Here is a 21658-nt window from a genome sequence, read left to right as displayed (position 1 = left end):
AAAAATTAACTCGCTCAAAAAAATAATATACTTTTTTGAAAATATATGTTATACTGAGAAAGTACGAAATTAATTCGGGCGTTTAGCTCAGTGGTAGAGCGCCTGCCTTACAAGCAGGATGCCGTAAGTTCGACCCTTACAACGCCCATTTTATTCGATCCTTGCCTAGTCAAGCTCTCACTCCTGATCGCCGGTTTAGATTAAAACTATTGAGGGTAATTGCTGCTGGAACGGGAAATAGGGACTATTTGCTAGTAAGCTAGTCAGTAGGTACTAGGATTAATTCATCGCGGCACAGCGGTTATATGGCCAATTGGAAATGTATTAAAAATTGTGGAGCTTGTTGTCAACTAAATCCCGATGAGCGTCCTGACTTAGAAGAATATCTGACTCCCGCACAATTAAGTCAATATCTCAGCATGGTGGGGGAAGAAGGTTGGTGTATACACTTTGATCGCCAAACCCGTCTCTGTACCATTTATGACCAGAGACCAGAATTTTGTCGTGTTCAACCCGATATTTTTGCCAAAATGTATCAAATTGAACCAGGAGAATTCGATCAATTTGCGATCGATTGTTGTCATGAACACATTGAGGATCTTTATGGGGAAGATAGCCTAGAAATGAATAGCTATCGTCAGCAAGTAGGCTAAGATTTACCCCTATCCCAGAAATAACTTAGACGGGGAAGAAAATAAGTGGTCTGGTTATTTTTCCTACCTTCTCGAGGGCTAAACCAGTAAAATTACGGAATTGATTGTTTCCCTGTTGAGGAGAAGTCTATAGGAAACTCAAAACCTCTAGTAGAGGTGCAGAGTTTGAGTTCAGGACAGGGAAAAACTATCATGGAAAAACCAGAAAAACAGCGCCGCAGACGCGGGGTTATCCTTACCACCACGGGACTAGAAAAATTACTTACTGCTAAACAAGAAGCGGAATATCGGGATAATCGCGGTTATCGCTTCACCCTAGAAGTCCTCAGCGAGAAAACTCTTTTAGGGGTAGATACTTTGATGAAGGTATTTGCTTGTGAATCGGGAGTGGATAAACAAACCCTGAAACATTGTTTTCAAGCCTTTAATTTAACTTTAGAAAATAGCGATTATTATCGTCCTAACTTACCAGAAACTAATACTATTAATCCTCAACTATTGCCTGAATTACCAGAGGGACAAGTCCCCCTCGATTCCCCCTTTTATATTAACAGAAATAATCTAGAACAGACTTGTTATCAAGAGATCTTGCGCGGGGGTAGTCTGATCCGGATTAACGCACCCAGAAAAATGGGAAAAACCTCCCTGATGGCCAGAATTATTAATTATGCTCAACAACAGCAATACCATACACTTTATTTCAGTTTTCGGTTAGCAGAAAGCTCAATTTTTCAAGATTTAAATCACTGGCTGCGTTGGCTTTGCGTTAGTATTAGTCGCCAGTTAGATTTAGATAATCATCTCCCAGAGGATTGGGATGAATTCTTAGGGGGTAAAATTAACTGTAAAATCTATCTAGAAAAGCATATTCTCCCCCATCTCGATCGCCCTTTAGTGCTTGCCTTTGATGATCTTGAATATCTTTTACCCTATCCACAGCTAAGGGAAGAATTTTTTAGTATTCTGCACCTCTGGCACGAGGAAGGCAAAAACAAACCTCTCTGGCAAAAATTACGTTTAATTGTCGCCTATTCCCATGCACAGGAGCTTGATAAAACCTCAGATACCTATCGATCTCCTTTTAGTCTTGGTTTACCGATCGAATTGCCTAATTTTACCAGCGCACAAGTACGAGAATTAAGTCAAAGACAGGGATTAGATCAGAATTTTGACTCCGAAAAATTACGGATATTTCTAGGGGGGAATCCCTATTTAATTCGTCTTGCTTGCTATCATCTTGATCGGGGTAATTGTACCCTAGAAAGCATTTTGGCTACTTCTATCGGCGAGGAAAGTAATATTTTTGCAGACCATCTTAAACGTTTACTTTCGCATCTGCAATACTTAAAGGGCAATTTAGCGGCTATCTTTGCTAAGGTGGTGATGGCGGAAAAAGACATAGAAATTGACTTAATGGCGGCTTTTCACCTAGAAAGTCTCGGACTAATTCACCGACAAGGTAAGTTTTGCCGAGTGAGTTGTCCTCTCTACCGTCAATATTTTAGCGAATATTTCCGGCAACGTTCTGTTTTTTTGCCTCGAAAAACTTCTATCTTCGCCAAAAAAATTACGCTTGCTCGCTTTGATACTTCCGAAAAAAGTCGCTGTGCCATCTAGTTTATCGAATGTCATTATGAGGGAGTGATGCTAAATACTGTTTAAAAAGTATAGGAGAGTGGCAAGGGGGTTTTTAAAGTTCCAGTGGAATAGGCTTGTAGTTCCTGTGTTTTACGAATAAAACTTTTCGTACTCATCATGATCGCCAATCCAAAACCAGGTCACTGTATCCCCTGACAGCACTCCCAAAGCTCGATGACTCTTCGTTACACGCACTGACCAAATATCTTCGTCGCTGTCAATACACTTAAAATGTAACGATGGATGAAACGGATTCTCTACCCATAACCGATATGCTTTCTTGGCTCCGGCTTTGACTGCTGGCTTCAAGTCGCGATACTTCTGCCAAAATGAGGGCAATGTCGCGGAATTCATAGCTGCTCATAATCCATCGGCGCGGACAATCCTGCCGCAATCTCTTCTTTGGCTTTTCGGGCTGCTGCGACTAGATTATTCTTCGTCTGTTTAAACGACTGATCCCATCGTTTTTCTTCTTCAATTTCTGCAATATAAGCTCGAACATAATCTACTAACTGCTCTTGAAGCTCATCAGGCAGAGACTCAACCATCTTGATGATCGTGGTAATAGCAGGAGAGGGCATGGTATCTATCAGCGTAGTAGGTTTTCTCTATTCTACAACGTCCACCGCAAACCAAAAATGATATAATCGGTGCGTGGATTGTTAATTTTAGTTTTTTGACCGGATTTGTAACCGCAAACACGCACCCTACACTTTATTATCCTCGCAAAAAAAATTACGCTTGCTCACTGTAATACTTCCGAAAAAAGTCGCTATGCCATCTAGTTTATGATGCGTTACGCACTCGACTAACATAGCCTACATTCTATGTTTTAGATGCTAGGGTTGGGAGATGGAAGAATTAAGAATTGTCAATTGAACACCGTTATCTCTTTCATAAACTATCACGACGGGAAAGGTTAATTTAGCTTCTTTTTTTGGTAACGCTGGGAAAATATAGGAATAACCATTGCCTTTGAGCAACAGTCGCCAAATTCTCGGTTTATCAGGGTTACTAATATCGTTAAGTTCGTTATCTAATAAACGTTTGTAGGATTGAAGATCGCCGATAATTCTAAAATTAGGTAAGTTAGTTTTTGTGGAACGACTTTCTAAGGGATTATTAAATTTTCGTCCTAAACTAGCATCTTGAGGCATAACAATCGTGACAATCGGTAAAGCGGAGGTTTCATTAACAGCATCTTTCCAAGCATCATCTTTTGCTTGCCAGGTTGCCAGCCAAAAAAGAGCCATCAGTACAAAAATAACGATAATAAATTCATTCAATAGGGATGATAAAAAATTAACGATCTTAGCTTGAGATTTACTCAAAGCAATCGGTAATCTTTTCAGATATTTTATTAGCCATCTTTGCCCAGCAAAGGTGATGACAGTAGCACCTATAATCACCAATAAAAATAGGATTTTTCTAGGAATTGCCCAAAGGTCTCCAAAAAATGTTTGAAAAGCGGCAAAATAAAAGGATTCGTTAGGAAGACTCAGAGTCGTAACTTCGAGATGAAAAAAGCTAAAGTATGCCCAGCGATAAATCCAGCCGGTAAAGTAAAGAGCAGCGGCTAATAAAACCAATACACTAATTAGTTTACCGAGAGGATTAAATTCTGAGGAATTGTCGGGATCAGTCATGACAAACTGCTTGGGATGGTTGAAGTGAAAAAGGAGATGTTAAAATTCTATCATCTCTTATTTATTTCGATATTGAGGGGTTAAGTCGGATGATGAAAGCTATTTTGCGGGGGAGTATTTTCTCTTTGCTGTTGCTGGGAGTAGCAAGCGATCGGCGGTTAGAATGGCTTCAGGGTTCTGTCCGCAGTCAGGAAACGGCGTTAGAGGTGGCTGTACCAGATAAGGCGACGGTGGTACTCAAGCGGGGAAATCCTCTGACGGGACGGTTAACAGCTTTTAATCAGGCAAGTTTGAGGCTGTCGGCGGGGGGTGATTCAGAAACAGTTCCTCTGAATCAAATTAAATCGATAGAATTTCAAGGAGATGTCTTGATTGAGGGTAAACCTCTTCCTTCTCGTATTCGCCCTTTTGTTAAAACTTGGCCTGGAGTTCCTGTCACGGCTTTAAGGTTACAAAATCCTCCCCAGTCGGCTAAAGTCAACTTAAATAGGGTATTAACACCTGAAGAATTACGAAAGCTACTTAATATCAAAGACAAGGTTCATGTACTATCTAAAATTAGTTTTAACTCGCCTCAAAAAATGACATTAGAAGCCTTTACTATGCCAAAAAAATAAATTATGTCTATCTCTCGTCTTAAGATTTTTGGTAAATTAGCAATCTCTGTGATCATCTTAATGATGGTTTCATCTTGTTCCACTGAGCCAAAAAACCGTAGTCAAATAACTCCCGTTCCTCAAAATTCGCCTAATCTTCAACAGCAGCAAAGAATTGCGTTAGTGATTGGCAATGAAAATTACCAAGTTGGTAAGCTCGATACGCCGCTTAATGATGCCACAGATATGGCTAATGCTTTGAAGGAATTAGGTTTTGAGGTAATTTTGCTTAAGGATTCTTCTAAACGACAAATGGATGATGCTCTCGATCAGTTTTTCACTCGGATTAATCAAGGTTATGTCGGTTTATTTTATTATGCAGGTCATGGAATGGAGGTAGAAGGAGAAAATTATCTCATTCCTGTTAATGCTCAGATTAAAGCTGAAAAAGATGTTGAGTATGAGTCAATGCCTTTGGGCAAAATACTCGGCAGAATGGAAGATGCAGGTAATCGAATTAATATTGTGATTTTAGATGCTTGTCGCGATAATCCTTTTCGTAAATTTTGGCGGTCGTCTAGCAGGGGATTAACAGCACCATTACAAGCAGCATCAGGAACTTTAATTGCTTTTGCTACTGCGCCGGGAAAAGTCGCTAGTGATGGTACTGGACGGAATGGATTATTTACTTCCTACTTATTGAAATATATTAAAACTCCCAATATGGAAGTGGATTTAATGCTGCGAAAAGTACGCTCTGATGTTGCTAAAGATACTAATGATTATCAAGTTCCTTGGACTTCATCTTCTTTAATAGGAGAATTTGCTTTTAATCAAAAAACTGAAACAACCCCTCCTATTGTGACTAGCCCACCTGTTCCTAACCCTAGCCCATCTATTGCTGTTGTACCAACGCCAAAACCGACCCCTTCACCTTTCCTCAAGCCGGGAACTACTCTTATATCGAGGTCAACAGGAGTGAATTATACCAATCTGCGAGACCTACTAGCAGCAGAGAAATGGAAAGAAGCAGATGAGGAAACAACTAGGGCGATGCTTCAATCTGCTAAGAGGGAAAAGGAAGGGTGGTTCAGAGTAAAAGATTTTGAGAGCTTTTCCTGTGAAGACTTACGCATCATTGACCAGCTTTGGTTGTCAGCTAGTAACGGTAAATTCGGCTTCAGCGTTCAGAAAGAAATCTATGAGAGTCTCGATGGCACGAGAGAGTATAATGGGGAAGTGTGGAACAAGTTCGGCGATCGCGTCGGCTGGAGAGGAACCCCCGAGGGCACCGGTCAATGGGTGTCCCGCTCAGATCTAACCTTTAATAATGCGGAAGCCCCAAAAGCTCACCTCCCTACTGGAATGCAGTACAATGGCATTACTCCACCTGGCGACTGGGGAGGATTCCAGGCAGAACGTGATAGCACCATAAAGCTTTTCTCTCGTGCAAAAGCTTGTAACCTGTAGGATATAACGATCTCAGGCCTTTTGTCAAGTCTAATTTTAGGGATTTTGCTCACGGAAACATCAGCTTTTCACAGAACTCGATACTTAACGATGTTGATGTCTATTATCGCGGAATTTCTAAGTTTAATTTAGGGGATAAACAAGGGGCGATCGCATAATTCTTTTCAACGAGGTTATGAGCTATCCAGCAATTCGATACCCATCACCATCACCTGATTCCATTTATTGATTTTTCATCGCATACTATTTCAAAAGAAACGTGCCAAAGACAAAAATCATCTTTTATCAAGAAGCAGAAGGCATCTCAACCGTTGTTGAGTGGATTCAGAAATTACTCAAAACTGATAAAAAAGGATTTGCCAAATGTATAACCAAAATCGAACAACTTGCCGCACAAGGTCATGAACTGCGCCGCCCTGCTGCCGATTATCTCAGAAATGATATCTGGGAGCTTAGAGCCAAACAGGGAACCATACAATATCGAATCCTCTATTTTTATCATGGTCAAAATATAGCAATTATTGGTCATGCTCTTATCAAAAAAACTTCCGCCGTTCCCTCACAAGACATCGAGAGAATTATCCAAAGAAAAGCACAATTTAAACAAAATCCAGAACTTCATACTTATCAAGGAGAAATAAACAATGCCTAAAACCACAGATGCCGTAAAAATCATTCACCAAATGATTGCAGACGATCCCACAATCAAAGAACAAATTGCCCTAGAATCCCTCAACTCAGAAATCGCACAATTGATTTATGACGCTCGTATGAATGCTGGATTAACTCAACAACAACTAGCCGACCTAATCCATGTTGAGCAATCCGTTATTGAAGATCTAGAAGACGCTGACTATCAAGACAATCCCCTAATAATGCTACAAAAAATTGCCACTGCCCTTAATCAACGAGTCAAAATGAGCCTTGTTAGTAGCTTGTAGGGTGCGTGTTTGCGCGTATTTAAAGGAGATTTGTTAATAATTAAATTATGATCGCGCCGTGACGCACCATCTTAATTTGTAGGGTGCGTTAATGTTCTCGGTTCTTCTCTTTTTCTCACCTAACGGCTGGTCGATTTTTTTGAGAAAATTGAGTTAATAATCTCTAGGTTGAGTTAAGGTTTGTAGTTACGCTTTAGCGCCAACTTCTGGGGAAAATCGGGCTAGAGCATCGACATTGCTTGTATTCCCAAGACTTGCCTGACTTGCCTTTACTGTTCTTTGTGGCGAGAAAAAGCCAGATCAGCAGTCTCGATCACCTTTAATAGCTGTTCGATGCGGTTTTCCGTTGGGGGAGCTAAACAGGGAAAAACGGCTAAACCGGGGATTTGATTGGCTACCTCGGTGACAGCCACATCAAGGGTGACTAGGGGTAAATTAGCGAGGGTTTCCGACTCGCTCAAGGTTTGCAGATAAGAGTATAAATCTTCTGCGATCGAACTATCGATTAAGATAGCGTCCACCTCCCAGACAGTAGCTAAAAGTTCCGCCTGTTCGCAACTATCGGCCTCAATAAAACGATAATTCTCCCGAACTAATTGATTATTCCAAATCCAGCTAAAGGAAGATAAATCGGAGAAATTGGGGGCATAATGGCCGTGTAAACGCAGCAGAGTCGGAGCAGTACGCCGTTTGCGGCTAGGAACGGGGGAAACGGTCAGATTCAGGCAAGCTTGCAGCGCAGCCGATGTGATCGGCGGAACCAGAAAACTATCGGCCCCTTGCTGTTGACTGCGGTTGCGATCGGAATCGGCGGCGGTGACAATAACTTTTATATCTTTGGTTTGGGGATGGGATTTCAGCAGCGTTAACACATCCCAACCGGACAAGAGGGGTAGATTAGGATTGAGAAAAACACAACGGGGTTTTAACTGACGGGCTTTTTCGATCGCCTCAGTGCCGCTACGAGCGATAATGGTTTTTAATCCCAATTCACTCAAGCGATCGACAAACTGTTCGATCACTTGGGGATTAGCTTCCACCACCAACACCAGACGCTGGGGAGTAGCGGACTCCTGCTCGGCACCTTGGGGATGAACCGGCAGTAGTAAAGTAAATTCACTACCTTCCTGGGCCTTGGAGACAAAGGATAGATCGCCGCCGTGACAGCGTGCTAATTTTTGGCTGAGGACTAAACCTAAACCTGCGCCCTCAAATTGACGGGTGAAAGGACTTTCTAGCTGTTGGAATTTCTGAAAAATCAGATGCTGGGATTCTTCCGGAATACCGATTCCCGTATCCCAGACGGTAAAAGCCAGCCAATTTTCCCAACGATTAACTTTAATGCCCAAATTACCGCCATCAATGGTAAATTTCACCGCATTATCTAACAAATGCACTAACATCTGTTGCAAACGGGCCTCATCGGCCAGAACATAATCTAACCCCGATTCGATATCAAGACGATAGCTGCCGGGGAGATCGAGACGTTGGGGATACTTATCGACGATGATATCGTACACCCGTTGACAGAGGCGATCGATTCTGACTCTAGTTAAAGTTAATTGTAGTTGTCCTGTCTCTAGGCGGGTTAAATCGAGGAGATCATTGACCAGAGCCATCAACTGGCGACCGCTGCGATAGATTAAATCGGCATATTTGGACTGTCGGGGGTTAAGTTCACCGATTTTTTGTTCCCGCAGCAGATTGGAGAGACCGATCACGGCGGTGAGGGGCGATTTAAACTCATGGCTGACACAGGCGAGAAATTCATCCTTAAGACGATTTAAATGGACTAGATCGGCATTTTTAACCGCTAATTCCTGACAATATTGCTGTTGTTCGGTGATATCGGTGGCTAACAGTAACCATAGTCCTGAAGCTTTCTCGATCAAAGGATAATTATCCGTTAAATTTAACGGCACGGACAACAGGCGCCAAGTCTTAGTTAAACCCGATGTCACTGTTTCTAGACGCTGGGGAAAAAAGGGGGGGGTGGGGGATTGGAGGGTTAAGGGGTCATTAACCAAAGCAAAGGGAGAGTTATCGATATTAGCGGGGAAAGCTGCCCCGATTTGTTGACACCAAGCCTGATTTTGGTATAAAATTCCCGCTTCTGGACTGTAGAGCAGCAGCGGCAGCGGTAATTGTTCCAGAAATTCCAGAGGACGATCGCTGCGGGGGGGGAAATTGCGATCGCTGATGCGGGGCTGCGGAGGGGGATCATCGAGAATCGATCGCCCGAGACAAAATTGCAGAAGTTTGCCCGTGTCTAAGCGTCCTAACAGTTTGCCCTGAGCATCCACTAAAATAGGGGCTAGGGCGATCGCTTCTCCCGTCAGGGTTGTCAGAAACTCACTCACGGCCATGCGCGAGTTAAGAGGGATAATCGGGCGCAGCCAACCGCTCAGATCCAGACAGTTGGAGGAGGGGTTTCTAGTTTCGGGGTGCTGTTGCTGATAGAGGAGGTAAGCGATCAGGGCTTGACTCTCAATCAGTCCTAGGGGACAATACCGTTCATCCACCACCACGATCGCTTCTGGATTGCCCGTATTAATTAAATCGCAAAGACTTGCCCTGTCAACAATTAATTCACAGGTAGTAACGGATTGATTAAAGTGATCGAGGCTGAGGGTAACGCTAGGCATGGGGATAATACTAAATCCGTTGAGTATAGGCTACTTATGGGGACAGGCAAAAGGCACTCATGCAAAAGGCAAAAGAGAAATAGATAATCAGTCTTTGATAACTGGATTTAGTATAATTGGGTGGGCGGTGGCGGTAACTTTAGGGCATAATTAACAAACTGATGGCCAAACTATTAGTAGTCCTAGAACTTGAATCTACCTTGATTATGACGCTCGCTGATCTAGACAGCCTCCCCATTGATTACAATTAACTACAATACCCACTGCCAAAAAGCAAAGTTAACTTTAACTTCGCCGATCTGATGGCGAGGGGGTTGTCTTCTCGACAGAGAAAGTCTAACCTATAGTTTGTTATTTTCTATCTACCTTGCGGGTGAGAAAACGTTGCCTCCGAGACTGACTATTTATGCTTTTGTCCCAACGGACCCACCCTTGACGGGAGTGAGTTCACCCCCGGGGCTGGTTAATTCTTTGACGGCTTTATTGGCTAATGAACGCTATAATCTAACCCTAGGGTCGTCTTCTAGCGAATTACTGGCTAATATCGAGGTACACAAGGAAAAAATCGATTGTTTGCTGGTGGTCTTTCATCCTTCCCTACAGCCGACTTTTAATCAACTCTACGAAGGGGGGATTTTACTGCCAGTAGTGATCATTGTCGCTGACAAGAACATCACTGCCGAGACGAATGACTCTCCCACCTGTCTCTATCATAGTGCCGAATTACAAATTACCGTCAACGAATTAGACAGCATCACCTCCGTCATCGACCAAGCGATCGCTAGATTTCTCCATTTAGCTCCTAATTGCTCTTTTTCCGAGCGTACCACGATTGTTAACCAACCAAATCCCGTGGCCAATAATCACAGTTTTCTCCTCCTACAACAGCGCCGTTTAGCGGAAAAATTAAAAGAAAGACTCGGCTATTTAGGTGTTTACTACAAACGCAACCCGCAGCTATTCTATCGCAATCTTGCCCCGGAGGAAAAAAACGAATTACTGCGGGAAGTAAGAAGAGATTATCGGGAGATTATTTTAAATTACTTCCTACAGGATTATCCGATTAATCAAGCGATCGATGAGTTGGTTAATAATGTCTTTTTTACCGATCTCTCGGTGTCGCAAATTCTGGAAATTCACATGGAGTTAATGGATGAATTTTCCCAACAATTAAAATTGGAAGGCAGAAGCGAGGAAATTCTCCTAGATTATCGTCTCGCTCTCATTGATATCCTGGCTCATCTAGGGGAAATGTACCGTCGTTCCATACCTCGCGAGGATATCCCTTATGATTTATTATTGGGAATAGACTAAAATATCCCAGACAAATAGCGATGAACTCATATCCCCAGCCCCTTTGATCCTAACCTATGAGCGTCTTTAAAAAAACCTATGTTTTAAAACTGTACGTCGCCGGAAACACCCCCAACTCCGTGCGAGCCTTAAAAACCCTGAAAAATATCCTAGAAGAGGAATTTCAGGGAGTTTATGCGCTCAAGGTGATTGACGTGCTGAAAAACCCGCAACTAGCGGAGGAAGACAAGATTCTCGCCACTCCTACCCTTGCGAAAGTCCTCCCTCCCCCAGTGCGGAAAATTATCGGTGATTTGTCCGATCGAGAGAAGGTTCTAATCGGGTTAGACTTACTGTACGAGGAAATTCGCGAACGAGAAAATGATAGCTAGGCCTTCGGCAATAGGTGATTAGACGGTTTATATTTATTGAAGAAGAAATGATCGGGACATAATCTAGTACCTCTAGGGGAAAGTCAAGAGTCAATGGCAATCGAGATAGTGTAAAGTGTCTAGTCAGTCCCGATATGTTTCTGTGGAAAAATTAGATAAAAATCCTACTCTTTAAATACTCGCTGGATAAATAATGACTCAATCTAACTCTAATAGCCAACCAAATCCACCGATTAAACCGAAAGGTGTTCGCAAAATTAGAACCCTAATTGAAGGCTTTGATGAGATCACTCACGGTGGTTTACCCATGGGGCGAACTACCTTAGTGAGTGGCACTTCTGGCACGGGAAAAACCCTGCTTGCTGTGCAATTTCTCTACCACGGGATCAAGTATTTTGACTATCCAGGCCTGTTTGTTACTTTTGAAGAATCTCCCACCGATATTATCCAAAATGCCTATAGTTTTGGTTGGGATTTAGAAGAATTAATTGACCAGGGTAAGTTATTTATTCTCGATGCTTCTCCGGATCCGGAAGGTCAAGAGGTGGTGGGTAGTTTTGATCTTTCGGCCTTGATCGAGCGCATTCAATACGCAATTACCAAATATAAAGCAAAACTGGTATCAATTGACTCTGTAACTGCTGTTTTTCAGCAGTACGAAGCGGTGTCAGTGGTGCGGCGGGAAATTTTTCGGCTCGTCGCCAGGTTAAAATTATTAGGAGTGACTTCAATTATGACCACAGAACGTATCGAAGAATACGGAGCGGTGGCCCGTTTTGGTGTAGAGGAATTTGTCTCTGATAATGTGGTAATTATGCGGAACGTCCTAGAGGGAGAAAGACGACGTAGAACCGCGGAAATCCTCAAATTACGGGGAACAACCCACATGAAGGGGGAATATCCCTTTACTATCACCAATGATGGCATTAATATCTTCCCCCTCGGTGCGATGCGTTTAACTCAGCGCTCCTCTAATGTCCGCATTTCTTCGGGAGTAAAAACCCTCGATGATATGTGTGGGGGCGGTTTTTTCAAGGATTCGATTATTTTGGCCACAGGAGCAACCGGTACGGGTAAAACTCTCTTAGTCAGTAAATTTCTGGAAGAAGGCTGTCGGCGGGGGGAGCGGGCGATTTTGTTCGCTTATGAAGAATCTCGCGCCCAATTGTCCCGAAATGCCTCTTCTTGGGGGATCGATTTTGAGGAAATGGAACGCAAGGGATTATTAAAATTATTGTGTTCTTACCCCGAATCGGCGGGATTAGAAGACCATTTACAGATGATTAAGTCGGAAATCTCGGAATTTAAACCCTCCCGTATTGCCATCGATTCTCTATCGGCACTCGCGCGGGGGGTGACAAATAATGCTTTTCGGCAATTTGTGATCGGGGTGACAGGATACGCCAAACAGGAGGAAATTACGGGATTTTTCACCAATACCACCGACCAATTTATGGGAGCGCACTCGATCACCGAATCCCATATTTCTACGATTACCGACACGATTTTAATGTTGCAGTATGTGGAAATTCGTGGCGAAATGTCGCGAGCGATTAACGTCTTTAAGATGCGCGGTTCTTGGCACGATAAAGGGATTCGTGAATATACTATCAGTCAGGACGGGGCCGATATCAAGGATTCTTTCCGCAATTACGAGCGGATTATTAGTGGTTCCCCGACTAAAATTAGCGTCGATGAAAAGACTGAATTATCGCGGATTGTTCGCAATGTACGCGAAAAATTACAGGATGAATAATCGGGAGTTGGCTCTCTTGGATTTGGTGGGTAAAATGTATTCTAAGATACAGTACCGCTGGCGAGGGAGTGGAAGGAACCACAGAGACACAGAGGACACAAAGATCGATCGATCCTATGTAAGTTAAACTTATCACAGAGAACCTAGAAGAGCCGGGAGTTGACTGATGGAGATTATTTTGAAGAGCGATCGGGTAAAGTCGGTCTTAGGGAAAATAGCCACCAGATCAATAAACCTAAGATAATCCAGAGAATATCTTTAACCCGGCGAATTACAGAAATCGCTAAACCTAATTCTAGACTACCAGTTAAGGAAGCACCCAGCAGCACTAAAGAACCTTCTAAAGTACCGATATTAGCGGGAATAAAAAAGGTTCCAGCGCGCACCAATTGGGCAACAGAATCGAATAACCAAGCATCGGCAAAACTGATCGGATGTTGGAGAAACTGCATTAAAACATAGATTTCTAAAACTCCGAGGGGCCAATTGAGAAAACCGACGATCAAGCCATTTCTAAATAGGGGCAGATTCCGGTAAAATTCCCCTAAACGATCATCGACACTGCGAAGATTTTCTAAAGGTTTAGCTAGGCGATCGCCTAAAAAAGAATGACCTAATCGATTAACTATTCGGGAGGATAAACGGAATCGCTGAATCAAGAAAAATATCAGGATACAACTGGAGAATATAGCGAGACTTAATCCGGTAAAAGTTTTAAAAGAATTGGAGAATTTTGGGGAAGCTAGGAGCAGCAAAAAACCGATAATTGCAAAGAAGACAAGGGAAGCAGTATTTAATGTCTTGGTCAGAATAATCGAGGCACTGGTTTCTTTATAGCTAATCTGATAGTGAGTTTTCAACATCACTGCTTTAAAACCTTCTCCTCCCAAAGAAGCGAAGGGAGTCACGCGATTAAAGGCTGCCCCTACCATGTAAATTAATAATAGGCGAATTGTCCATCGAGATTGGATAGGAATACTTTTAAAAGTTAGTTGCCAAGTAAAAACATCGGTGAGGAATTCTAGGAAATAAAAAATAATTACTAATGTTATTCCCCACCAACCGACTAGGGTGATTTGTTGCCAAACTTCTTGCAGATTTGTTTGGCGTAAAATTACCCCTAGTAAAACAAAACCTAAACCCAGAAAGATAAATTTAAGATATTTCATACTAAATTATGAATTGTGAATTATGAATTGTGAATTGTGAATTATGAATTATGAATTGTGAATTGTGAATTATGAATTGTGAATTATGAATTGTGAATTATGAATTGTGAATTATGAATTGTGAATTATGAATTGTGAATTATGAAGTGTGAATTGTGAATTGTGACTGATAACTGATAACTGAAAAAGCTGATGACTAGAAATAATTCCAACGTTGAATAAATGGTAGCCAATGGGATTCGACTAACTCGATCACTTTTGCATCTGGGGGATAATTATTTTTTTTATATCCTTGCAGACTGCTGATATATTTCTCAAAGCGAGGCATAGCAATTTTTAAGTCGGGAAGTTGCAGTTGATCGTAAATTTTCTCGATTTGTGCTAGGGGGTCTTTTTCTAAATCTTCAAAACGAATTTCTACAAAACTATCGGCGGGTAAATCGGCACTATCTCGCAGGAGAGAATTGAGCATTGAGGGATAACTTTTCAGAATTACCTGCTCGATTTCATCCGTGGATAAATTATCGTAGGATTGTAGTGCTAGTTCCGGTAGGATGCGGGTAAAAAAGTGACGGGTTGAGGGAAAAACTAGATAGGGATTGCGGTAGATATGAATAAATTTAGCATCGGGCCAGATAGCTCGCAATTTGGCAATGTGTGCCGTATAAACGGGGTTTTTGATTAGTAATTGTTTGCCTTTTTGATGTATGGAAACTTTTTTTAATAGATGAGTATGCCAACGCTGCCAAGTGGCGATTTCTTTCTCGCTGCAGCCCTGAAAAAAAACCCCTCGCTGGAAATGATACTGAAAACGTTGGGGAAAGTATAAACCATGGTAGTAGGAAAGGGGGATCATGCTGGCCAGGGCGATCGAGTCTTCTTGGGGGGAATCGGGAGTAACGGCAACGTTATCCACATGGCGATCGCTAGGTAGGGCCAATTCTAGCAGCGGTTGAAATAAGCGGACGATGCCGAGGATATCCCAAGGTAATCCCACCGCTAGGGGCGAAATATAGCCAAAATGCTCCGATTGACCGAGTAAATTGTGCAGATGGGTCGTGCCGCTGCGCCAATAGCCGACAATAAAAATGGGTGCTTTTACCTGCACGCGGCACTCATAAAACCCTGTGATTAAAATTCGTTCTAGGGTAGAAAAAGGCAGTCGCGCCAGGGTAACTGCCAGTGCCAGGGTTGCCGGGGCCAAATTGGGGCGATCGATGCCGCCATTGGTCAAAAACAAACGAAGGAGAGTGCTAAGGTTACTACCGCAGAGGGGATGAAACAAACTGGACATATTAACTATTTTTTGGCGGTTTTTTGGCGGATAGCTTGACTGGCCAAGGTTTTGCCGAATTCCCAAGCGGCTCCGGGGAAGCGGTGAGCATCGGCCACCACATCTTTAACGGCGGTGACAAGCCAACGGCAATCCTCATCGGAGAGGGTGAGGGGGGGGATAAACTTGATGATATTCATGCCGTGGCCGGAAACCTGCGAGAGGATTTGATGGCGGGTAAAGAGGGGAACGACGATTAACTGGGAAAATAGCCCTTTATTGGCGGTTTCTAGCATTTTCCAGGCGGCTTTTAGTGACCAACTGCTCGGCTCGGCAAATTCCAAGGCGATCATCATACCCAATCCCCGCACTTCCTGCAAACATTCGTACTGATCTACGAGCGGCTGTAGTTCTGCGATAATTTGTTGACCGATTACGGCCGATCGCTCGACTAATTTTTCCTCTTCAATCACCTGTAAAGTGGCAATACCGGCGGCCATGGCCAGATTATTTTTACCAAAAGTGCTACCGTGAACCACAGAACGATCCATGCGATCGAATACTCGATCGAAGATCCAGCGACGACAGAGAACCGCTCCCACTGGCACAAAACCACCCGAAAGAGCCTTGGCAACACATAAAATGTCCGGTTCTACCCCCCAATGTTCCACTGCCCAAATTTTGCCAGTCCGGCCCAAACCGGTCTGCACTTCATCGGCCACAAAAAGAGTGCCGTAACGACGACAAAGGGCAGCCGCCGCCGGGAGATAGTTCGGTTCGGGAATTCTCACCCCGTGACCTTGGATCGGTTCGGTAATAAAAGCCGCTACTTCTTGGTTAATTAGAGCTTTTTCGAGCGCAGCCAGATCGCCGAAGGGAATTTCCTCAAAATCGGCGACAAAAGGCCCAAATCCCTGGCGATAATGGGGATCGCCGGTGGCGGAAAGGGAACCCATGGTTAACCCGTGGTAGCCTCCCTGACAGTAAACAATTTGGCTGCGTCCGGTGGCGTAGCGGCTGAATTTAATGGCAGCCTCGACGGTTTCTGTGCCGGAATTAGCAAAGAAAACTCGTTCTAATCCGGGAGGTGCGATCGCTGCTAACCGTTCCGCCAGCAATCCCGCTAGGATAGAAGCATCCAATTGGACTAAATTGGGCAATGCTGCCGTCAATACTTCTTGTAAAGCTTGCACGATCTTGGGGTGATTGCGTCCGAGGGCGAAAACACCAAAACCACTCAGTAAGTCCAGATACTTTTCCCCGTGATTGTCGAATAGGTACGGACCTTGAGCTTTAACGTAGTGGCGATCATAGCCGATCGTTTTTAGTACCCTAACCATCTGGGGGTTTAGGTATTGTTCGTGGAGGGCAAAGTTTTCTTCTAGTCTTTTTTCTATCAGTTCTAAAATGCTCATAAATTCCAGATTTGATTACTGAAAAACTATTTTTCAAACACCTCAAAACCGATTATGTCCATAGCACATTATCATGATCTTTGGTGATTTAATATTATAAATTATTCAATATATTTTGTCAAGTATTTAAGAACTTATCTAGGATAATTAAACTAATTAGCTCTTGTTGGCTAAAGGTTAAAGCGACTTTGAGATAATTTATTAGTCAGTTTTTATATGGTAGAAGCCCATCGTGTGCGCCCAAAATGTAATATCAGTAAACAGTGAACTGATAACTGATAACTGATAACTGATAACTGATACAAGGCTGACAGCTATAAAAAAACCGACCAACAAGAGAGAATCCCTGTCAGTCAGTCGGTGATGATAGGCTGAATTTTAGTCAGCTTTATTTCTTAGCGGGGGCAGCCTTAACGAGTTCCAATTCACTTTCAGCGAAGTTATTGGTATTCAGTCCACCGGCGCTACCACTAAAACCGTGGTAGTTAACAGTATTAAAACGGACGATAACGGGATAGAGGATACCACTTTTATCAACACTGGCTACGGTTCCTACATCGTTGTACCAGTAAGACTCTTTCCGTTTGACTCTAACTTCGGCTCCGCGTTCGATTCCAGGCATAGCTGTTGTTTTTTTTTAAGGGTTTAGTTAACAGGTTACAATCAGAGCGAGTTTGCCGAAAGGGTTTTTACTTTAAGTTTTATTGCAAATCTTGCCACTCTGTTTGGACAAAATGCCCCGAACGTCCCCATAGGTCTGCCTTTGGTGCAATGTTAACGATTGTTAAGTTAAAAGGAATGGCCGTAGTCAGGTATTTTTGGGCCGACATTCCCACATCCGGCCCGATTTGAAAAGCGGCGGCAGTGGCTAAACCTAAGCCTAATAACTGAGAAATCGGACCTCTGGGGAAGATAAGATGAGTTCCTAAGACTAAGCCGGCGGTTAAGGCTAAAGTTACCGATAAATTGGTGCCACAACGCGGATGTAATGCCAATTGCCCCTCGCCATTTTTGAGACGATGAAGCGCCTGTTTGGCTGCAATTTGTAGTTCATTTGTATTAACCTGTCCGTAGAGATAAAAACCCCTATCGGTGGAGAGTCCCCCCAGGGCCTCGTTATCCGCTTGGGAATGGTCAAAAGGCGATTGACGACGGGCAGCCATTTCGCTCAATACCCAGACGGTGGCGTGTTCCAAGGCGTGAACCTGTCGCAGGGTCAGAAATTCTTTGAAACCGGGGATAAAGCCGATTTGTGCCAGTAAATCGCTGTCTTGCTGGGGCGAGGGGTTAAACCAGTCAAAAGAGGGGTTAGAAGGGCTACTAGGGGTCATAAAGTTGCGCTAGGGGGAGTTTTTTCGAGGAAGATAAGGGTGCTATAGAGTTGCAAGGCGGTGTCCCAGTAGGTGTCTTTAATGGGGATTGACCAGGGTGGTTTTGGCAAAAAAGGGAAAATCTGACCAGAGGAGAGCTACTGCCAGTTGTTGCTTTAGGTAAGAAGCGAAATGATTCCAGTTATCTCGATTGCTGGTCTTGGTCATAGAAACTCTAGTCAATTAGCTGTCTAAATAGGCGTTAATGATAGCGAGAGCCACTAAGGGAGCGGTAATTGTTCTCAAAATGCGTTTTCCCAGTGATACAGGCAGAAAATCAGCAGCGATCGCTTGTTCTATTTCTGCCTCCGTCCATCCCCCTTCCGGTCCGATGGCCATGGTTATCTCGGTTGATGTTTGCAATTGAGAAAGTAGCGGGGCCACTGTTCTACGCGTAACACCAATATAACAAGTTGTCTGTGGGTTAGCTCCCCGGTTAAGGATGGCTAAAAATGGTTGTGGTTCTTCGATAATGGGAATAATCTGTCTTTCTGATTGTTCTACAGCTTCCCGGGCAATTTTTCGCCAACGGTCGATTTTTTGAGGACTAGGATTAACTAAACCGCGTTCTGTCAGCAGGGGAATAATCCGATAAACTCCTAATTCGGTGGCAGCGCGAACGATATCATCAAAGCCATTTTTGGGAATTGCTACCATTAAATTCACTTGTACTGGTAGTTCGGTAGTTTCGTTTATCGCTTCTAAAAGATAGGCCGAATTATCAATTATTTCCGCTAACCAAGCTTGTCCTTGTCCATTTAGGGCAATAAAACGGTCATGGGATTTTAAACGAACAACTTTTTTAAGATAATGACTTTGTTCGGGTGTTAAGGCAATTAACCCGTTTTCTAGGGTATTAAAATCAAGAAGAAGACGGTAATACAAGGCGGTTTAGTCTATATTGCTATTATCTATTTTAGCTTTTGTGGTGTTTTTGTATAGGGTAGATTAGCCTAAAACCTTGATCATTAAGAAATACGGGAATTGATTAATGAATTTACTAGGCATCGTTTTATACTCTTTTACTGGGGTGCTTTTGTTGGGGTTAGCTGTAGCTATCTGGTGGTTAGTCGATACCCTATCTTTATCCCCCACTAAACCGAAAAGATCTACTTCTAAAAATAATCGTCAAAAGTTGCCAATCAGTCAGAATCAACTTTTCTACTTAGAAAGAGAACTTTTAACCCTCGTGAATGGAGATAAAGCTTTAGCGACTCGATTGCTTTTAAATATTAGATTGAGAAATCCCCAACGCAGTAAAAGCTGGTGTTATGAAAAAGTTATTTATGATTTAAAACGAGATCGAGGAGGAATTTAAATTGCCACTACAACAATTAGACTTATTAGAAGAATACCGTAGTGATCGCCATAATCTCATTGCCGATTTTTATCTACCTTGTTTAGCACAATCTACCCTCTATTGTCGAGCAGTCGGCTTTTTTTCTAGTTCTTCCCTTGTCTCTCTAGCCAAAGGATTAACCGCTTTAATTCGCGGAGGTGGAAAAATGCGTTTAATTGCTTCTCCCTATCTCTCGAAAGAAGATATCGAGGCCATTAGCCAGGGATTAAAGCAAAGGGAAGAAGTGATTAATAAATCTTTATTATCAGTTCTAGAAATTGACTTAGACGAAATTACTAAAAATCGTTTTGCTTGTTTAGCTTGGTTATTAAGTCAGGGAGTCTTAGAAATTAAATTAGCCATCCCGAAAAACTTAGCTAATTTTGGCTTATACCATGAAAAGTTAGGCCTATTTATTGATGCTTTTGAAAATGTGATCGCTTTTACTGGTTCTGCGAATGAAAGTCACAGCAGTTTACAGGATAATTTCGAGTGTATCGATATTTTTCGCTCTTGGCAATCTCAGGAACAGCTAAGAGTCCAGAGAAAAATTGATAATTTTGAAAAACTCTGGCACAATCAAACTCCCCATCTAGATATTTGGGATTTTCCCGCAGCAGCAGCCCAATCTCTCTTAAAATTTCGTCCTGATTTTCCACCCACTACCGAACCCGATAGCAGTAGCAAAAAAACTTTTAAAGTTGCCGCCGATACCAGCCAATATCAGTTATCCTCTCCCCTAAAAATAAGACCACAGCCCCGTCAAATTGAGGCAATAAGTGCATGGAAACAAGCCAAATATCAGGGGATACTCGCCATGGCAACAGGGGCGGGAAAAACGATTACAGCCCTAGCTGCCGCTAGTGGTTTATCAAGGTTAGAATTAATTGTTATCGGTGTACCTACTAAAGAATTAGTCCAGCAGTGGGTGAAAGAATTAAACTGTCGAACTACCTATGCTTTTCCTGTGGTAGCGATGGGTAATTCTCGTGCTTGGCGTGAGGTTTTATTTCGCAAATTACGGTTAATTAATCATCAAGAATTGCCCTCTCAGAGATATCCTGTAATTGTGGTGGGAACCTATGGAGAGTTAGCTAAAAATACCGTTAGTGATTTAATTACCGATGCGGGAGGTTTGCCAAAAGAATCTTTATTAATTGCCGATGAAGTTCACGCTACTGGTGCGGGAGTTTATCAGCGTCTTTTACGCGATGATTTTAGTTATCGTTTGGGTTTATCAGCAACTCCTTTGCGTGCCTACGATGAACTCGGTACGGAAAAAGTTTTAGATTATTTTGGGGGAATCGTCTATGAATACGGGTTAGAGTTAGCTATTCAGCAGGGGATTTTGTGCGAGTACGATTATCACGTTTATGTCACCTATCTCGCAGAAGAAGAACAGGAAAAATATCGTCAGTTAACTGCAAAAATTGCTCGCTTATTTAGCCAAGAAGACAGTAAAGCAGTGAATTGTTTATTAATTCAACGGGCGCAATTAATTAAAGCAGCGGGGGCAAAATTAACTATAATTGATCGTATTCTGGCTGAACACACCTTAGAACAAACATTAATTTATTGTGCCGATATTGCCCAAGCAACTGCTATTAGTACCCGATTGGCGCGTCAGGGAAAAAGAGTCGCTCGCTATAGTTCCTTAGACAGCGATCGAGTTATGTTATTATCACAGTTATCTTCGGGAAATCTTGACGCATTAGTGGCGGTAAAATGTCTCGATGAGGGAGTTGATATCCCACAAGTCAGTCAGGGAATTATCCTCGCTGCCGATGCTTCTCCTCGTCAATTTATTCAACGTCGCGGCAGAATTCTCCGGGCAGCCGTGGCCAAGAAGAAAGCGATTTTAATCGATGTCTTGGTGGTTCCTCCTTGGGGCGATGGTGAGGTAAAATTAATCGCATCGGAGATCAAAAGAGTTATTGATTTTGCCCGGGCAGCCAGCAATCAAGCTACAGTTATCAACAGATTAGTCCAAGAATTAAGTTACTATGGCCTTACCTACTCAGATCTGTTATAAAATTTATCCTCATCAAGGTATCTCTTGGCA

General features: G+C 42.8%; 22 protein-coding genes and 1 tRNA gene. 12 read left to right on the top strand and 11 right to left on the bottom strand.

Annotation, left to right across the window (positions count from 1 at the left end; all coding sequences use genetic code 11):
* Nucleotides 1-76 precede the first annotated feature (76 nt).
* From IM475_RS05740 to IM475_RS05730, 3 genes are all read left to right on the top strand, one after another.
* Nucleotides 77-148 (top strand) — tRNA-Val (locus IM475_RS05740).
* Between the two features lie 157 nt (nt 149-305).
* A complete protein-coding gene (locus tag IM475_RS05735; RefSeq protein WP_287657570.1) occupies nt 306-653 on the top strand; it encodes a YkgJ family cysteine cluster protein in 348 nt (115 codons plus the stop codon).
* 192 nt (nt 654-845) lie between these two features.
* Nucleotides 846-2270: an AAA-like domain-containing protein gene (locus IM475_RS05730; protein WP_287726956.1), complete on the top strand. Its 1425-nt coding sequence runs from the start codon at nt 846-848 to the stop codon at nt 2268-2270.
* Between the two features lie 111 nt (nt 2271-2381).
* On the opposite strand, the gene IM475_RS05725 is transcribed toward IM475_RS05730, so the two are convergent.
* From IM475_RS05725 to IM475_RS05715, 3 genes are all read right to left on the bottom strand, one after another.
* Nucleotides 2382-2645, bottom strand: a complete 264-nt coding sequence (locus tag IM475_RS05725) for a ParE family toxin-like protein (protein WP_002734998.1) — start codon at nt 2643-2645, stop codon at nt 2382-2384.
* Nucleotides 2642-2872 carry a hypothetical protein gene (locus tag IM475_RS05720; RefSeq protein ID WP_002793567.1) on the bottom strand — a complete coding sequence of 77 codons (231 nt, stop codon included), beginning with the start codon at nt 2870-2872 and terminating at the stop codon, nt 2642-2644. The genes IM475_RS05725 and IM475_RS05720 overlap by 4 nt, the downstream gene beginning before the upstream one ends.
* 258 nt (nt 2873-3130) lie before the next feature.
* Nucleotides 3131-3937: a hypothetical protein gene (locus tag IM475_RS05715; RefSeq protein WP_147068709.1), complete on the bottom strand. Its 807-nt coding sequence runs from the start codon at nt 3935-3937 to the stop codon at nt 3131-3133.
* Nucleotides 3938-4026: 89 nt separating this feature from the next.
* Here IM475_RS05715 and IM475_RS05710 point away from each other — a divergent pair, with 89 nt between their 5' ends.
* The 4 genes from IM475_RS05710 to IM475_RS05695 all read left to right on the top strand — a co-directional run bounded on the left by IM475_RS05710 (nt 4027) and on the right by IM475_RS05695 (nt 6944).
* Nucleotides 4027-4554, top strand: coding sequence for a hypothetical protein (locus IM475_RS05710; protein ID WP_287726955.1), 528 nt, complete (start codon nt 4027-4029; stop codon nt 4552-4554).
* A gap of 3 nt (nt 4555-4557) precedes the next feature.
* Nucleotides 4558-6003, top strand: coding sequence for a caspase family protein (locus IM475_RS05705; protein ID WP_287726954.1), 1446 nt, complete (start codon nt 4558-4560; stop codon nt 6001-6003).
* Nucleotides 6004-6262: 259 nt separating this feature from the next.
* The gene (locus IM475_RS05700) at nt 6263-6655 is read left to right on the top strand and encodes a type II toxin-antitoxin system RelE/ParE family toxin (RefSeq protein ID WP_287726953.1); all 393 of its coding nucleotides are present in this window, start codon (nt 6263-6265) and stop codon (nt 6653-6655) included.
* Nucleotides 6648-6944 carry a helix-turn-helix domain-containing protein gene (locus tag IM475_RS05695; RefSeq protein ID WP_002731911.1) on the top strand — a complete coding sequence of 99 codons (297 nt, stop codon included), beginning with the start codon at nt 6648-6650 and terminating at the stop codon, nt 6942-6944. The genes IM475_RS05700 and IM475_RS05695 overlap by 8 nt, the downstream gene beginning before the upstream one ends.
* A gap of 269 nt (nt 6945-7213) precedes the next feature.
* On the opposite strand, the gene IM475_RS05690 is transcribed toward IM475_RS05695, so the two are convergent.
* Nucleotides 7214-9589, bottom strand: a complete 2376-nt coding sequence (locus IM475_RS05690; RefSeq protein WP_287726952.1) for an ATP-binding response regulator — start codon at nt 9587-9589, stop codon at nt 7214-7216.
* A gap of 384 nt (nt 9590-9973) precedes the next feature.
* Between IM475_RS05690 and IM475_RS05685 the strand changes: the two genes are divergently transcribed.
* The 3 genes from IM475_RS05685 to kaiC all read left to right on the top strand — a co-directional run bounded on the left by IM475_RS05685 (nt 9974) and on the right by kaiC (nt 13030).
* The gene (locus tag IM475_RS05685; protein WP_287726951.1) at nt 9974-10903 is read left to right on the top strand and encodes a circadian clock protein KaiA; all 930 of its coding nucleotides are present in this window, start codon (nt 9974-9976) and stop codon (nt 10901-10903) included.
* A gap of 56 nt (nt 10904-10959) precedes the next feature.
* Nucleotides 10960-11274 carry a circadian clock protein KaiB gene (gene kaiB, locus IM475_RS05680; protein WP_002733742.1) on the top strand — a complete coding sequence of 105 codons (315 nt, stop codon included), beginning with the start codon at nt 10960-10962 and terminating at the stop codon, nt 11272-11274.
* Nucleotides 11275-11467: 193 nt separating this feature from the next.
* On the top strand, nt 11468-13030 hold the full coding sequence (gene kaiC / locus IM475_RS05675) for a circadian clock protein KaiC (protein ID WP_287657582.1): 1563 nt from the start codon (nt 11468-11470) through the stop codon (nt 13028-13030).
* Between the two features lie 173 nt (nt 13031-13203).
* Here the strand turns inward: kaiC and IM475_RS05670 are convergent, their stop codons facing one another.
* From IM475_RS05670 to IM475_RS05640, 7 genes are all read right to left on the bottom strand, one after another.
* Nucleotides 13204-14199, bottom strand: coding sequence for a lysylphosphatidylglycerol synthase transmembrane domain-containing protein (locus IM475_RS05670; protein ID WP_287726950.1), 996 nt, complete (start codon nt 14197-14199; stop codon nt 13204-13206).
* A 196-nt stretch (nt 14200-14395) separates the two neighbouring features.
* Entirely contained in the window at nt 14396-15493 is a 1098-nt protein-coding gene (locus tag IM475_RS05665) for a sulfotransferase family protein (protein WP_287726949.1), read from the bottom strand.
* A 5-nt stretch (nt 15494-15498) separates the two neighbouring features.
* A complete protein-coding gene (locus IM475_RS05660; RefSeq protein ID WP_287726948.1) occupies nt 15499-16887 on the bottom strand; it encodes an aspartate aminotransferase family protein in 1389 nt (462 codons plus the stop codon).
* A 388-nt stretch (nt 16888-17275) separates the two neighbouring features.
* Entirely contained in the window at nt 17276-17509 is a 234-nt protein-coding gene (locus IM475_RS05655) for a photosystem I reaction center subunit IV (protein WP_002800416.1), read from the bottom strand.
* 79 nt (nt 17510-17588) lie between these two features.
* On the bottom strand, nt 17589-18218 hold the full coding sequence (locus IM475_RS05650) for a DUF6391 domain-containing protein (protein ID WP_287726947.1): 630 nt from the start codon (nt 18216-18218) through the stop codon (nt 17589-17591).
* Between the two features lie 78 nt (nt 18219-18296).
* Nucleotides 18297-18425: a hypothetical protein gene (locus tag IM475_RS05645; protein ID WP_287726946.1), complete on the bottom strand. Its 129-nt coding sequence runs from the start codon at nt 18423-18425 to the stop codon at nt 18297-18299.
* Nucleotides 18426-18440: 15 nt separating this feature from the next.
* Complete coding sequence (locus IM475_RS05640) at nt 18441-19142, bottom strand: 16S rRNA (uracil(1498)-N(3))-methyltransferase (RefSeq protein WP_287726945.1); 702 nt, start codon at nt 19140-19142, stop codon at nt 18441-18443.
* Nucleotides 19143-19248: 106 nt separating this feature from the next.
* Between IM475_RS05640 and IM475_RS05635 the strand changes: the two genes are divergently transcribed.
* Both IM475_RS05635 and IM475_RS05630 read left to right on the top strand, forming a co-directional pair.
* On the top strand, nt 19249-19575 hold the full coding sequence (locus IM475_RS05635; RefSeq protein ID WP_287726944.1) for a hypothetical protein: 327 nt from the start codon (nt 19249-19251) through the stop codon (nt 19573-19575).
* Between the two features lies 1 nt (nt 19576).
* Nucleotides 19577-21628: a DEAD/DEAH box helicase family protein gene (locus IM475_RS05630; RefSeq protein ID WP_287657591.1), complete on the top strand. Its 2052-nt coding sequence runs from the start codon at nt 19577-19579 to the stop codon at nt 21626-21628.
* Nucleotides 21629-21658 lie beyond the last annotated feature (30 nt).

Source organism: Microcystis sp. M061S2 (assembly GCF_020245605.1).
Taxonomy (GTDB): Bacteria; Cyanobacteriota; Cyanobacteriia; order Cyanobacteriales; family Microcystaceae; genus Microcystis.
The sequence above is the reverse complement of the archived record's forward strand: the minus strand, read 5'-3'. Positions and strand labels throughout refer to the sequence as shown.